Raw genomic sequence first — 13,370 nt, forward strand, 5'->3', positions numbered from 1 at the left:
CGCTACCCCTCCACCGGTGCGAAGCGGACCGGGAGGTGCATCAGGGCGCGGTGGAACGGGCCCGGGCGCCAGAGGAGGTCCTCGGCCGGGGTGGAGAGTTCGAGGTCGCTGAGGCGGCTGCCCAGCTGCTCGATGGCGGTGATCGCGATCAGCAGGGCCGGGTCCCGGGCCGGGCAGGCGTGCGGGCCGGCCGCCCAGGCCAGGTGGGCGCTCTCGCCGCTGCGCAGCCCGATGTCGTCCCTCGGCGGCGCGGCCTGGGAGTTGGCGGCCGCGTACGAGACCAGGACCAGCGTGCCCGCCTTGATCTCCCGGCCGTGGAAGGTGATGTCGTACCGCGGGTAGTGGGCCGAGAGGTTGGCCATCGGCGGCTCGTGCCAGAGCACCTCGTCGATCGCCTGGTGGGCGGTCATCGCGCCGCCGAACAGCGAGCCGGCGTAGCGGGCGTCGGTGAGCAGGCGCAGCAGGGCGTTGCCGATCAGGTTGGTGGTCGGCTCGTGCCCGGCGATCAGGGTCAGGGTGATCTGCCGGATCACCTCGTCGTCGTCCAGCCCGACCGGGTGGGTGACGTACATGGAGGTGAGGTCGTGCCGGGGGCGCTCGCGGCGCTCGGCGACCATCGCGGTGACCACGGCGAGGAGCTTGCCGTACGAGGCGCCGGCCTGCGCGGTGGACTCGATCAGCCCGGTGATCGCGGTCACCACCTCCTCGCGCTGCTCCTCCGGCACGCCGAACCAGGTGGTGAGCGCGAAGGCGGGCAGCCGGCGGGCGTACTCGGCGATCAGGTCGGCGTGCCCGAGGGCGGCGAAGCGGTCGATCAGCCGGTGCGCGGCGCCGGCGACCTGCCGCTGGAGCCGGTGCGGCTCGAACATCGCGAGGGCGTCGGTGATCACGGCCCGGTAGCGCGCGTGCGTCTCGCCGTCGCTGAACAGCGCGGTGGGGCGGTAGCCGAGCACCGGCAGCAGCGGGGAGTCCGGGGCGACGGTCCGCTGCCAGGCCCGGGAGTCCTTGGAGAAGGTGTCGGTGTCCCGCAGCAGGTCCAGCGCGGCCTGGTAGTCGGTGACCAGCAGGGCCTCGACGCCGGGCGCGATCTCCACCGGGGCGACCGCGCCGTGCCGCCGCAGCCGCTCGTAGACCAGCTGGGGGTCGGCGGCGAAGACCGGGCCGTGGATCGGGGTCGGGCGGGACTCGACGGTCACGGCTGCTCCGGGGTGGCGGGGGCGGCGGGCAGGGCGTCCAGGACGTGCTCGGCCAGCGCGATCAGCGCGTCCAGGCTGCTGCCGCGCTCGCGCGCGTCGCAGAGCAGCAGCGGGGTGGCCGCGTGCAGGTCCAGGTGGGTGCGCAGCACCTCGACGGGGTGGTCCGGTGCGTCCGGGAAGCGGTTGACCGCGACGGCGTACGGCAGGCCCTGCTCCTCGACCATGTCCATGATCTCGAAGGAGTCGGCGAGCCGGCGGGTGTCGGCGAGCACCAGGGCGCCCACCGCGCCGCGGGCGATGTCCTGCCAGAGCGGGAAGAAGCGGCGCTGGCCGGGGGTGCCGAACATGTAGAGCACGACGTTGCCGGGCAGGGTGAGCCGGCCGAAGTCGACGGCGACGGTGGTGGTGGCCTTCTCGGGCACGCCGGCCAGGTCGTCCACCGGGCGGCCGGTCTCGGTCATCGCCTCCTCGGTGTGCAGGGTGGCGATCTCGGAGAGGGTCCGGATGAGGGTGGTCTTGCCGACCCCGAACGGGCCGGCCACCACCAGTTTCATCAGCGTCTGGTCCTGGTCGGGCAGGTAGCCCACCCGGCTCTGGTCTTCCGGGTCCGGCCGGCCGGCCGGGTCACCGGAGCGCACGGAGTCCAACGAGGAGCCTCTCGACGATGGAGCGGTCGGTCTGCTGGGCCCGCGGGATCGGCGCGCGGGCGTGCAGGCAGCCCGCCTCGACCAGGTCGGCCGCGAGGAAGACGGTGGCGCTGACCGGCAGGCTCAGGTGCGCGGCGGCCTCCACCACGGTCAGCGCGCCGGGGCGCAGCAGTTCCCAGAGCCGGCGGTGTTCGGTTTCGAGCGTGTCCGGGGGGTCGGCGCGGTCGGCGAACAGCACGGTCAGCCGCTCGAAGCCCTTGGTGCCGGGGCGGCTGCGGCCGCCGGTGGCCAGGTAGGCGGGCACCATCCGCCTGCGGGGGGCCGCGGTCATGACCGCTCGTCGTCGTCCTGCCGCCGGGTCGGGCTCGCGAGCACGCGACCGAGGGCGGCGACCTGCAGCTGCATCTGGTAGGCCACGTTGCCGAGTTGGGCGTCCGGCGTGGTGAACACGGCGAGCGAGGTGTTCTCCCCGGCGGGCACCACGACGGCGTAGCCGAGGTCGGACTCCACCACGGTCTGGGCCAGCCGGGGCCGCTCGACGTCGGTGAACGCGCTGGTGAAGGCGCGGGCGGCGGCGTGCACGGTGGCGGTCATCGCGGCGACCCGCTCGGCCGAGGCGCGTTCCAGGCCGTCCGAGGCGCCCTCGACCAGACCGTCCCCGGTGGCGATGACGGCGTGCAGCACCCCCGGCAGCTCCAGCAGCGGGGTCAGCACCCACGAGATCTCGTCGGTGGCGGTCGGACTGGGCGTGCTGCTCACTGCGCTGCTCCTTCTGAGGCCGTACCGGCGCTCGGGGCACCGGGGTCGCGGTCGGCGGTGGTGGCGCCGAGGGTGCTCGTCGTGCCGGTGGTGCTGACGCCGTGTCCGGGGGCGGCCCGGCCGGGCGCGGCGCCGGCGGCCTCCTCCCGTTCGGCCCGGGCCACGGCGGCCCGGCCGGAGTCGGTGCCCCGCTGCAGCGCCTGCCAGTGGGAGGCGGCCCGCTCGGGGGTGCGTTCACCGGCGGGGGTGCGTCCGGCTGCCGGGGCGGGGCTCGCGGCGGGCTTCGCGCCGGTCGACCGCTCGGCGGCGGCCAGGGGGCGGCGCCGCCGCCGGGTGGGCAGGCCCGTGCCGTCGTCGGCCGGGGCCGGGTCCGGGGCGTCCGCCGCGGCGGATTCCGCCACCGGGGTGTCCGTCCCGGGCGCTCCGGCCGCGGGCGCGTGCTCCGCCGGGCCGTCCGGGTCCGGGACCGGGTCCGGGACCGGGTCCGGGACCGCGCGGATGGCCGGCGCCGGGTGCGGGCCCGGCAGGTTGTGGCGGTCGGCGAGCGGTGGGCCGTCCTGCTCGTCCGCGTCGCGCATCGGCGGGACGGCCGCGACGGTGGGCGCCGGGGCCGGGCCGGCGCCGGCCCGCAGCGGCAACGGGGTGAGCACCGACAGCTGCTGCTCGTCGTCCACGACCGTCACCAGCGCGGCCGGGATCCGCAGGATGGTCCGCATGCCGCCGTACGGCGAGGGCTCGATGTGACAGGAGAAGCCGTACTGCCGGGCCAGCTTGCCGACCACCGCGAAGCCGGTCTTGGGCGGGTTGCCGAGTTCGGTGAGCAGCATGTCGGGCGGGCCGGCCAGCAGCCGGCGGGCGCGGCGCAGCTGGTCCTCATCCATGCCGATGCCGCTGTCGTCGATGATCACCAGCGCGCCGCGGCCACCCTGCTGGACGGTGACCGGGACGTCGGTCTCCGGGTGGGAGTAGGCGGTGGCGTTGGCGAGCAGTTCGGCGATGGTGACGGCGAGCGGCTCGGCGGCCCGGGCGACCACCGCGAGGCGCTGCTCGCGCAGGTGGTTGGCGACCTTGATCCGGGCGTAGCCGGGCACCCGGGAGAGCGCCCCGACGACCACCTCGGCGAGCGGCGAGTCGGTGCGGGCCAGGCCCGGCCAGGCCTCGCAGAGCACCGCGACGGTCTGGATCCGGCGCAGCGCGACCTCGTTGCGGAAGTCGACCTCCAGCAGCCGGGGGTCGTCGTTCTCGTGCTGGAGCTGCTGGACCAGGCTCTGGATCTGGTACAGCAGGGTCTGGATCCGGGAGGTGGCGCCGCGCATGGCGGCCCGGGCGGCGGCGTCCACCCGCTCGCGCTCGTCGGCGAGGGCGGCCTGGGCGGCGTCCAGCACGGCCTGCAGGGCCCGGACCGCCTCCGGGCCGACGGCCTCCGCGTCCAGCGGTCCGACCAGCGGGGCGTTGGCGTGGGTGAGCCGTACGGCGGTGGCGGCGACCCGCTCCTGGGCGAGGTGGCCGATCTCGGCGAGCAGCGCGGCGCCCCGGGCCTCGGCCCCGGCGAGCGCGTGGTCGGCCCGCTCGGCCCGGGCGGTCGCGTCGGCGCCCTGCCGCAGGGCGTCCCGGACGGTGTCCTGGGCCTGCCGGGCCGCCTCCTGCGCCTCGCGGACGCTGTCCTCGGCGGCCCTGGTGCGCTCCTGCGCCCGGCCGGCCTCCTCGGCGGAGCGCCGGGCGGCCTCCTGCGCCTCGCGCTGCTGCTGTTCCGCGCGGGCGAGCCTGCCCTCGGCGGTCCGGGCGCGTTCCTCGCTCCGGCCGAGCGCGGTCTCGGCGTCCGCTGCCCGGGCGACGGCCCCGGCCCTGCCGCGGGCGAGCACGGCCGCGGCCACGGCGGCGACCAGCGCCAGGACGATCAGCGCGATCTGCGTCATCGAAGTCCTCGGGGGTGCTTGCGGGTTGGAGCGGGTGGTACGGCGGGGCCGGACGCCTGCGACGGGGCCGCGCTGTTACGGCGGGGCCGGGCGTTCGCGGCGGGGCCGGGCGGGGTCAGTTCCGGACGGTGCCCGGGCGCTGAGCACGGGCTCCGTCCTCGGCGAGCTCCCGGGCCACCAGGGCGACCTGGCCCAGCGCCTCCAGGGCGCCCGGGGCCGGGGTGCCGTCCAGGTGCCGGTACTCGGCCGCGACGGTGAGCACCAGCCGCTCGGGCAGCCCGAGTTCGGGGTGGCGCTGTTCGGCGATCACCCGCCGGGCGGCGTCCAGCGCGGGTATCCCGGCGGCGTGCAGGGCGTGGGCGCGGTCGCGGACGTAGGCGAGGTAGCCGATGTGCTCCCGGACGCCGTCCCGGTCGAGCACCGGGCCGTGGCCGGGCACGAAGATCTCCGCGCCGGTGGCCAGGGCCTGCTCGCAGGCGCCGATGACGTTCTCCAGCGGTCCGGCCCAGTGCGAGGGGTGGTCGCCGGGCTGCGCGGGAGTCGAGGAGAAGATCACGTCACCGGTGAACACCGCGCGCTGGTGCGGGAGGTGGACGAGAAGGTCGCCGCCGGTGTGGGCGGCGGGCAGGCTGGTGATCCGCACCGGGTGGCGGCCGACGGTCAGTTCCAGCTCGCCGGTGAAGACGGTGTCGGGGCGCACCGGCTCGGTCTCGGACCAGTCGAACTGCCCGAAGTGCTCCTTCAGGTAGCCGCCGAGCGGCGAGTGCGGGTCGCTGTTGGCGACCAGCGCGTGCTGCTGCTGCGGGGTGGGCTCCCAGTGGATGTGCTCCAGCGCCTCGCGGGTGGCGATCACCTCGGCGTCCGGCAGTACCCCGGCGCCCCACAGGTGGTCCCCGTTGGCGTGGGTGACGACCACCCGGTCGATCCCGACCCCGTCCGGCAGCAGCCGCCGGCTCGCGGCGAGGAACTCCTGGGCCATCGAGGGGTCGTACGGCGTGTCGATCCAGAGCGCGGTGGTCTCCGAGGCCAGCAGCCCGCAGTTGGCCAGGCCCCAGCCCCGCTTGGGCGGGAGCCACACGTACAGGTCCTCGGCAATCGCGCTCACGTTCGCACGGCTGATCGTCATGTGCGCGATTATGCCCATGCGGTGACAGGAGTGGAGCAAAACTATTACGGTTCAAGCCACTTCGCGCCCGAAGAAGGCCGATCCGTCCCGGTTCCTCCCACGTGGTCTGGACCACATCTGGCCGAAGTGCTCCCCGACACCCGACCCCGGTACCGACACCCGACGCCCTGCACCCGGCACCCGACGCCCTGCACCCGGCACCCGGCACCCGGCGCCCGGTGCCCCGGCGTCAGATCCCCTGCGCCGACGCCGGATTCAGCCGCTTGATCGCCTTGCGCTCCCCCGCGCAGCGCTCGTACCCCAGCCACCGGTTGATCGCCAGCATCGGCCCGTTGGTGGTGTCGTTGCTGGTGTACGCGTAACGGTAGCCCGCCAGCGCCGCGAGCCGCAGGGACTCCAGCTTGGCCGGCTTGGTCAGCCCCCGGCCGCGGAAGTCCCGGCGGCAGGCGGTGAACGCGGACCAGTAGCGGTCCACCCCGTCGGTCTGCGCCATGCTGAAGGCGGCCGGCACGCCGTCCACCACGGCGACGACGCTCAGCGCCCGGTCCCGGTCCGGCCTCGTCCAGTCGGCGCGCAGCCAGTCCTCGTACTCGTAGGCGTCCATCGGCACCTCGCTGCCGGGCTCGTCCAGGACGGCGTCCGCCTCGACCAGGAACAGCGGGTGCGGGTCGTCCGCCCAGTCCGAGGCCGGGCGCAGCTCGACACCCGGCGGCAGGACCGGCGCGGGCGGCAGCGGCAGCGCCAGGTCCCGTCCGGCGAACTGCATGGTGCGCCCGAGCCGGTAGCCCCGGGCGGTGGCGAAGGCCAGCGAGGCGGGCTCGTCGTCCATCCAGGTGTGCAGCTCCGCCACCCCGTGCCCGGCCAGGTGCCGCTCGGCCGCGGCCAGCAGGGCGGTGGCCGCACCGCGCCGCCGGAACGTCGGCAGCACGCTGCCGTTGGCGTAGCCGACCCCCTCGGTCGTCGTCCCGAGCACCACCCCGCAGCGCACCGCCCCGATCACCTCGCCGGCCAGCTCGGCGACGAAGGTGCGGAAGTGCTCCTCGGGGCTGGGCTGGGCGTTCAGCCAGACCAGGGCCTCGGCGGAGAGCACCAGGTGCTCGCGCCCGGCCCGGTGCGCCGCGACCACGGCCCCCGCGTCGTCGGGGCGGAAGTCACGGATCGTCAAGGAATCAGAAGGAGTCATGGATTCCCACGCTAGCCGCGCCCGCCCGCCCGGCGCCTCCGGTTTTCCGGCGGGCCCGGCACGGCACTCGCGGACGCCGACCCGGACTCGGGTCCCGACTCGGACTCGGGTCCGGACTCGGGCTCGGGTCCGGACTCGGGCTCGGGCTCGGGACCAAAGTCCCTGATCGTCGGAGCGGCATGCTCAAATAATGCTCTGAGAAGACCGGGCGAGGCTTGGCAGCAACCCCGCCCGGGGACATTCTCAGCAGCACGGCCGCGCGGTTCCGGCGACGACGCCCACACCGGTCGACGGCCCTTCCACCCGGCCTCCGAAGGGGGCGAACCGATGACTTCTCCTGCCCTGGGCGCCAAGCCCCGCGCCACCACCCGCCCCACCGGCACGCCCCGCCTGGGCGTCGGCCTCGGCTGGCGCAGCGAGATCGACACCGTCGTCGAGCGCCAGCCCGGCCTGGACTGGGTCGAGGTGGTCGCCGAGAACATCTGCGCCGACCACCTGCCCGACTCCCTGACCGTACTGCGTGAACGCGGCGTCACCGTCGTCCCGCACGGCGTCGGACTCGGCCTCGGCGGCGCCGACCTGCCCGACCCCGACCGCCTCGACCGGCTGGCCGGGGTCGCGACGGCGCTCGGCTCCCCGCTGGTCACCGAGCACCTGGCGTTCGTCCGGGCCGGCGGCCTGGAGGCCGGCCACCTGCTGCCCGTCCCCCGCACCCGGGACTCGCTGCGGGTGATCGCCGAGAACGTCCGGATCGCCCGGGACCGGCTGCCGGTGCCGCTCGCCCTGGAGAACGTCGCCGCCCAGCTCGCCTGGCCGGACGACGAGTTCACCGAGGGCCAGTTCCTCGCCGAGCTGGTCGAACGCACCGGCGTCCGGCTGCTGATCGACGTCGCCAACCTCCACACCAACCGGGTCAACCTCGGCATCGACCCGGCCGCCGAACTCGACCGCCTGCCGTTGGAGGCGATCGCCTACGTCCACGTCGCGGGCGGCACCATGATCGACGGCGTCTGGCACGACACCCACGCCCACCCCGTCACCGAACCGGTGCTGGAGGTGCTCGCCGAACTGTGCGCGCGGGTCGACCCGCCCGGGGTCCTGCTGGAGCGGGACGCCGACTTCCCGCCGCCCAGCGAGCTGGCCGGCGAACTGGACGCCGTCCGCCGGGTGCTGGAGGGGAGCACCCGGTGACGACCGACACCACGGCGCGGGAGAACGCCGGTCAGGGCACCGCCGACCAGGACCTCGCCGCCGCCCGGCGGCGCCTGGCCCGGCGGCAGGAGGAACTGCTGGCCGCCCTGGTGGCCGGCGGGCCCGTCCCGCCCGGCTTCGACGAGCGCCAGGTCCGCGCCCAGTCCGCCGGCCTGGCCGCCAAGCGGCGGGACACCGCCGCCAAGGTGGCCCCCGACCTGCCCCGCGCGCTCGGCGCGCAGTACGGGCCGCTCTTCCTCGGCTACGCCCGCTCCCACCCGCAGACCGGCGGCTACCGCGCCGACGCCCGGGCCTTCGCCGAGTGGGTGCTCACCGACGGCGGGCCGCTCGCCGCCGACCGCCGCCGGGCCCTGGAGCAGTGGCTCCACCCGGCACCCGTAAGGCCTCCGGGCCCGCTCGCACGCCTGCGCCGGGCCCTGCGCCGCTGACCACGGCCCGCCGACGGGCCACCGACGGCCCGCCGACGGACCTGCCGGCGCCACCGACCTCGACGAACCATCACCACCCCGGGGGACCGCCCATGTGGCACAACAGCTACTTCATCGTCCCGGCCGTCCTGCTGGCGGCCGCCGCGATCCACGCCTCCCGGACCCGCCAACGCATCGGCCGGGTCCGGTACGCCAAGGGCCTGCCCGGCCGCGGCCTGCCGCTGCTCGACACCGCGTTCCTGTCCGGCGGGCCGGGGCGGGTGTTCGACACCGCCCTGGTCCGGATGCACATGAGCGAGCAGGCCGTGGTCAGCCGCTCCGGCCTGGTCACCCTCACCGGCGGCAAGCCGTACGACGCCGTCGACAAGGCCGTCCAGGACGCCGTCGGCCCGACCGGGAGCCGCCAACTCGGCTCGCTGCGCCCCGCCGTGATGCGCTCCGCCGCCGTCCAGGAGATCGGCGACCGGCTCGCCGACCGCGGCCTGCTGCGCCGCCCCGAGCGACTGCGCCGGGCCCGCACCGCCCGCCGACTGCTCTGGCTCGCGATGCTCGTCGTGGTGGCCTCCGCGGTGGCCGCCGAGCTGCTGGACGACGGCGTCCCCGGCCGCGAGCGCCCGAACCTCTGGGTGCCGGGCATCCTGCTGCTGGTGGGCCTCGTCACGCTGCTCGCCACCCCGCCGGTGAAGAGCCGGATCACCCCGGCCGGGGAGCGTCAGCTCTCCCTGATGCAGGGCCGGCCGTGGACGCCCAACGCGGGGATGCCGCCCCGGCTGGCCGGCGGTGCGCTGCTGGGCGCGCTCGCGCTCGGCGGCCTGGCCGCCGCGGGGATGGACGACCAGGAGCTGCAGGCCGCGATGCTGGCCGCCTCCACCGAGGACGAGGCCGTCCGGCAGGCCGCCGCCGCGAACGCCTCGGGGGCGTCCTCGTCCTCCTCATCGTCCTCGTCCTCCTGCTCCTCCGGTTCGGACGGCGGCTCGGCCGCCTGGTGCGGCTCCTCCGACTCCGGTTCCTCCGGCTCGTCGGGCTGCGGCTCGTCCACCTCCGGCTGCGGTTCCTCCTCGTCGAGCTGCGGTTCCTCGTCCTCCTCCAGCTGCGGTTCCTCCTCGTCGAGCTGCGGCTCCTCGTCCTCCTCCAGCTGCGGATCGAGCTGCGGCGGCGGCTGCGGCTCCTGAGGCACCCCGGCGGGCCCGCACGGGGCGGAACGCCTGCCACCCGGCCGCCCGCCGGGCCGCGTCGGCGGATCCCGGCCCCGGCGGCCCGCCCGCCGGACGTCACAGTTCGGTATCGCGAACCGGGAAGACGTTCCGCCCGCCGTCGGCGCAGGCATACAACAAGCCCATGTGGTTGCTGTTCCTCATACCGGCCTGTGTCGCGGCGGTCCTGTCCTGCGCCCGGTTGGTCCGGATGACCGCCACCGCCGACGCCCTCGCCGACCGGAACGGCCTGCGGCCCCCCGAAGCCGTCGGCATCGGCCTGTACGAGACCGCCTACCTGGCCGGCGGCCCGGACCGGGTCGTCGAACTCGCCCTCGTCCTGATGGCCGGCCGCGGCCGGCTGCACCTCGCGCACACCGGCTGGACCACCGTGGTCGACCCCAAGGGCCGCAGCCGCCTGGAACGGGCGGTCATCGCCACCGTCGGCCCCGAGGTCCAGTGCCCGACCGACGAACTGCGCCGGGCGATGGCCGAGCACCCCACCGTGCTGGAGATCGGCGCCCGGCTCGCGCTGGCCGGCCTGGCCACCCCGGCCCTGGTGCAGCGCAACACCGTGGTGGTGATCCGGCAGGTCCGGCACGCGCTGCTGCTGACGGTGGTCCTGCTGGCCGCGTCGCTGGCCCTCGGCGGCTTCACCGGCGGTGACACCCTCGCCCCGCTCGCCTGGTTCTCGCTGCCGCTGGTGCTCACCTCGGGCACCCTGCTGATGGCCCGGGTCGACGTCTACCCGTACACCCGATGGGCCTCCCCGATCGGCCAGGAGGTGCTGCGCGAGGTCCGCCCGGCCCGCCAGCGCGGCCTGGCCGACGACGAGGAGCGCGAACTGCTCACCGCCGTCGCCATGAACGGCGCGGCCGCCCTGCCCGACGCCCGGCTCCGCGCCGCCCTGCGCCCGCACCGGTCCTGAACCCCGCGGGCCCGGCGGCCGCGGCCGCAAACGCGGCTGCGCCGTGCCCTCCCCCGCGCCGACCGGCTGGAGGGCTTCGTCCTCGGCACCGGCCCGGCCCGGTCCGGTCCGGACGCTGCTCGCCAACTGCGTCGACCACCGCCTCGACGGCTGGACCGCCGTCCGCACCGCCGACCTGCGCAAGGTCCGCGACCGGGGCAGCGAGGAGGGCCTGACCGTCCGGGCGCTGCGCCGCCGCGGACTGTGGCCGGTCCGCCCGCCCGGCGCCGAGCTGCCGTTGGACGACCTGCCCGGCCTGCTCACCGCCGCCTGCGCCGAGTACGGCCTGGTCACCCTGTACACCGAGCACCGCGGCCCCGGCGCCTGCCGGGTCGGGACGGTCACCGCGCTGCGCCGCTCCTCGCCGCGGCTGCACCGGGTCGATCCCGAGGGCGGTGGCACCCGGAGCCGACGAGGGTCCGCTTCGAGGACGTCACCCGGGTCGACCTCGGCACCCACTACACGGACGTGCTGCGCGAGTTCGCCGGGCCGCGCCCGTGGCGAAAAGCCCGGAGGCCGGCTCCCCGGCAGGGGGGAACCGGCCTCCGGCGGGCGCGCGGGTCGCTCAGACCAGGCCGTTCAGCAGCTCGGCGACCGGCTTGCGGCGGCCGGTGAAGAACGGCACCTCCTCGCGGACGTGCAGCCGGGCCCGGGAGGGGCGCAGGTCGCGCATCAGGTCGACGATCCGGTGCAGCTCGTCCGCCTCGAAGGCGAGCAGCCACTCGTAGTCGCCGAGCGCGAACGAGGCCACCGTGTTGGCCCGCACGTCGGGGTAGCCGCGGGCCATCTGGCCGTGCTCGGCGAGCATCGCGCGCCGCTCGGCGTCCGGCAGCAGGTACCACTCGTAGGAGCGGACGAACGGGTACACGCAGACGTAGTCGCGCGGGCGCTCGTCGGCCAGGAAGGCCGGGATGTGGGACTTGTTGAACTCGGCCGGGCGGTGCAGCGCCATGTTCGACCAGACCGGCTCCAGCGCCCGGCCGAGGCCGGTGCGGCGGAAGCGGTTGTACGCCTCCTGGAGGTCGTCGGAGTCGGCGGCGTGCCACCAGACCAGGATGTCGGCGTCCGCGCGCAGACCGGAGACGTCGTACGTGCCGCGCACGGTCACGTCCTTGGCGTCCAGCTGGGCGAACAGCTCGTCCACCTCGGCGGCCAGCGCGGTGCGGTCCTCGGGCAGGGCGCCCTTGAGCTTGAACACCGACCACATGGTGTAGCGGATGACCTGGTTCAGGTCGCGCGCCTTCTTCTTCTCGGGCCGCTGCTCCGGCTCCCGCTCAACGCTCTCAGTCATGCGCCCATTGTCCTCTCCGTGGAACCTTCCCCGGTCGCCGGGGTCAACAGTCCGTCGACGGCCGCCGCGGCCGCCGCGGCCGATCCGATGCACGCCGGAATGCCCACCCCGTCGTACGCGGCGCCGCACAGCGCCAGCGCGCCCACCCGCCCCGCCGCGGCCCGTACCCGGGCCACCCGGTCCAGGTGCCCCACCGGGTACTGCGGCAGCCCCGCCGAGAACCGGGAGACGAAGGTGTCGTACGGCCGGGCGGTCAGCCCGATCGCCTCCTCCAGGTCGGCGAGCGACCGTGCCACCAGCTCCTCGTCCGGCAGCCCCAGCGCCTCCTCCTCGCGGTACCGGCCCAGCGAGGTGCGCAGCAGGAACGCGTCCGGCGCGGAACGCTCCAGCCAGCCCCACTTGTTGGAGGAGAAGGTCGAGGCCTTGATCCGCCGCCCGTCCACCGGCGGCACCAGGAAGCCGCTGCCGCTCGGGAGCTCGGCCAGGTCGGCGCGGCGGAAGGCCAGGGTCACCAGGGCCATGCCCGCGTACTCGACGGCGTCCAGTTCGGCGGCGGCCGCCGGGGCGTCCTCGCGCAGCAGCCGGGCCGCGGCGGGGGCCGGGACGGCCAGCACCACGGCGTCCGCGTGCAGCGCCTCACCGCCCGTCACCACCCGCCAGCCGTCGGGGGTGCGGCGCAGTTCGTCCACCGGGGCGTCGGTGCGCAGGTCCACGCCCGCCTTCACGCAGGCCTCGGCGACCGCGCCGGGCAGGGTGCCGAGGCCGCCGCGCAGGCCCTGGAAGACCGGGGTGCCGACCACCTTCGGCCGGGAGGCCAGCTCGTGCACGCCGTCGACCAGCGAGCCGCCGTCGCGCGCGATGGACAGCAGCTGCGGCACGGCGGCGCGCAGCGAGATCTCCTCGGCGCGGCCGGCGTAGACGCCGCCGAGGAGCGGTTCGACCAGCCGGTCCACCACTTCCTGGCCCAGCCGGTCGGCGACGTAGCGGCCGATCGCGACGTCCTCGCCGACCTCGGTGGTCCGCTCGTTGCGGGCCCGCTCCAGCCCCTCGTCGCTCAGCACCCCGGAGGCGGCCAGCGCCGCGAGGTCGCCGGGGACGCCCATCACCTGCCCGCCGGGCAGTGGCCGCAGCGCGCCGCGGGTCCAGATCGCGGCCTTGGCGGTGGTCGGCGGCTCCAGTTCCGCGCCGAGCCCGACCGCCCGCGCCAGGTCCACCGCCTCCGGCCGCCGGGCCAGCACCGACTCGGCCCCGAGGTCCACCCGGACCCCGCCGACCTCGCCGCCCCACAGCTTCCCGCCGACCCGCCCGGACGCCTCCAGCACCGTCACCCGCGCCCGCGCCGGCCCGCCGGCCGCCCCGCTCAGGAAGGCGGCCGCAGCCAGCCCCGCGATCCCACCACCGACGACGACGACCCGTGCTTCCGACATGCTCCGCAGTCTCGCAGGTCCTTAC

The 13,370-nt window shown here is 75.9% G+C and carries 11 protein-coding genes and 1 pseudogene; 3 read left to right on the forward strand and 9 right to left on the reverse strand.

Annotation, left to right across the window (positions count from 1 at the left end):
- Window positions 1-2 precede the first annotated feature (2 nt).
- The 7 genes from ACWD4P_RS19385 to ACWD4P_RS19415 form a co-directional block, all read right to left on the reverse strand.
- Window positions 3-1,196, reverse strand: a complete 1,194-nt coding sequence (locus ACWD4P_RS19385; protein ID WP_449780376.1) for a cytochrome P450 — start codon at window positions 1,194-1,196, stop codon at window positions 3-5.
- Window positions 1,193-1,750, reverse strand: a complete 558-nt coding sequence (locus ACWD4P_RS19390) for a GTP-binding protein (RefSeq protein WP_359817250.1) — start codon at window positions 1,748-1,750, stop codon at window positions 1,193-1,195. Before ACWD4P_RS19390 ends, ACWD4P_RS19385 begins: the two co-directional genes overlap by 4 nt.
- 70 nt (window positions 1,751-1,820) lie before the next feature.
- Window positions 1,821-2,174 carry a DUF742 domain-containing protein gene (locus ACWD4P_RS19395; protein ID WP_359817151.1) on the reverse strand — a complete coding sequence of 118 codons (354 nt, stop codon included), beginning with the start codon at window positions 2,172-2,174 and terminating at the stop codon, window positions 1,821-1,823.
- Entirely contained in the window at window positions 2,171-2,602 is a 432-nt protein-coding gene (locus ACWD4P_RS19400; RefSeq protein ID WP_359817149.1) for a roadblock/LC7 domain-containing protein, read from the reverse strand. The genes ACWD4P_RS19395 and ACWD4P_RS19400 overlap by 4 nt, the downstream gene beginning before the upstream one ends.
- Window positions 2,599-4,518 (reverse strand): ATP-binding protein, encoded by a 1,920-nt coding sequence (locus ACWD4P_RS19405; protein WP_449780377.1) that lies wholly within the window; start codon window positions 4,516-4,518, stop codon window positions 2,599-2,601. Before ACWD4P_RS19405 ends, ACWD4P_RS19400 begins: the two co-directional genes overlap by 4 nt.
- Window positions 4,519-4,633: 115 nt before the next feature.
- Window positions 4,634-5,644, reverse strand: coding sequence for an MBL fold metallo-hydrolase (locus ACWD4P_RS19410; RefSeq protein ID WP_449780378.1), 1,011 nt, complete (start codon window positions 5,642-5,644; stop codon window positions 4,634-4,636).
- A 229-nt stretch (window positions 5,645-5,873) separates the two neighbouring features.
- On the reverse strand, window positions 5,874-6,827 hold the full coding sequence (locus ACWD4P_RS19415; RefSeq protein WP_449780379.1) for an N-acetyltransferase family protein: 954 nt from the start codon (window positions 6,825-6,827) through the stop codon (window positions 5,874-5,876).
- 327 nt (window positions 6,828-7,154) lie between these two features.
- Here ACWD4P_RS19415 and ACWD4P_RS19420 point away from each other — a divergent pair.
- From ACWD4P_RS19420 to ACWD4P_RS19430, 3 genes and pseudogenes are all read left to right on the forward strand, one after another.
- Window positions 7,155-8,467: pseudogene (locus tag ACWD4P_RS19420) on the forward strand (DUF692 domain-containing protein).
- 92 nt (window positions 8,468-8,559) lie between these two features.
- Entirely contained in the window at window positions 8,560-9,639 is a 1,080-nt protein-coding gene (locus tag ACWD4P_RS19425) for a TIGR04222 domain-containing membrane protein (RefSeq protein WP_449780380.1), read from the forward strand.
- Window positions 9,640-9,805: 166 nt separating this feature from the next.
- Window positions 9,806-10,588: a TIGR04222 domain-containing membrane protein gene (locus tag ACWD4P_RS19430; protein WP_449780381.1), complete on the forward strand. Its 783-nt coding sequence runs from the start codon at window positions 9,806-9,808 to the stop codon at window positions 10,586-10,588.
- A 604-nt stretch (window positions 10,589-11,192) separates the two neighbouring features.
- Here ACWD4P_RS19430 and hemQ read toward each other — a convergent pair.
- Together hemQ and hemG are read right to left on the reverse strand one after the other, a co-directional pair.
- Entirely contained in the window at window positions 11,193-11,918 is a 726-nt protein-coding gene (gene hemQ, locus ACWD4P_RS19435; protein ID WP_359831592.1) for a hydrogen peroxide-dependent heme synthase, read from the reverse strand.
- Complete coding sequence (hemG, locus tag ACWD4P_RS19440) at window positions 11,915-13,345, reverse strand: protoporphyrinogen oxidase (RefSeq protein ID WP_449780382.1); 1,431 nt, start codon at window positions 13,343-13,345, stop codon at window positions 11,915-11,917. The genes hemQ and hemG overlap by 4 nt, the downstream gene beginning before the upstream one ends.
- Window positions 13,346-13,370: the final 25 nt, after the last annotated feature.

The organism is Kitasatospora sp. NPDC002543 (assembly GCF_053594915.1).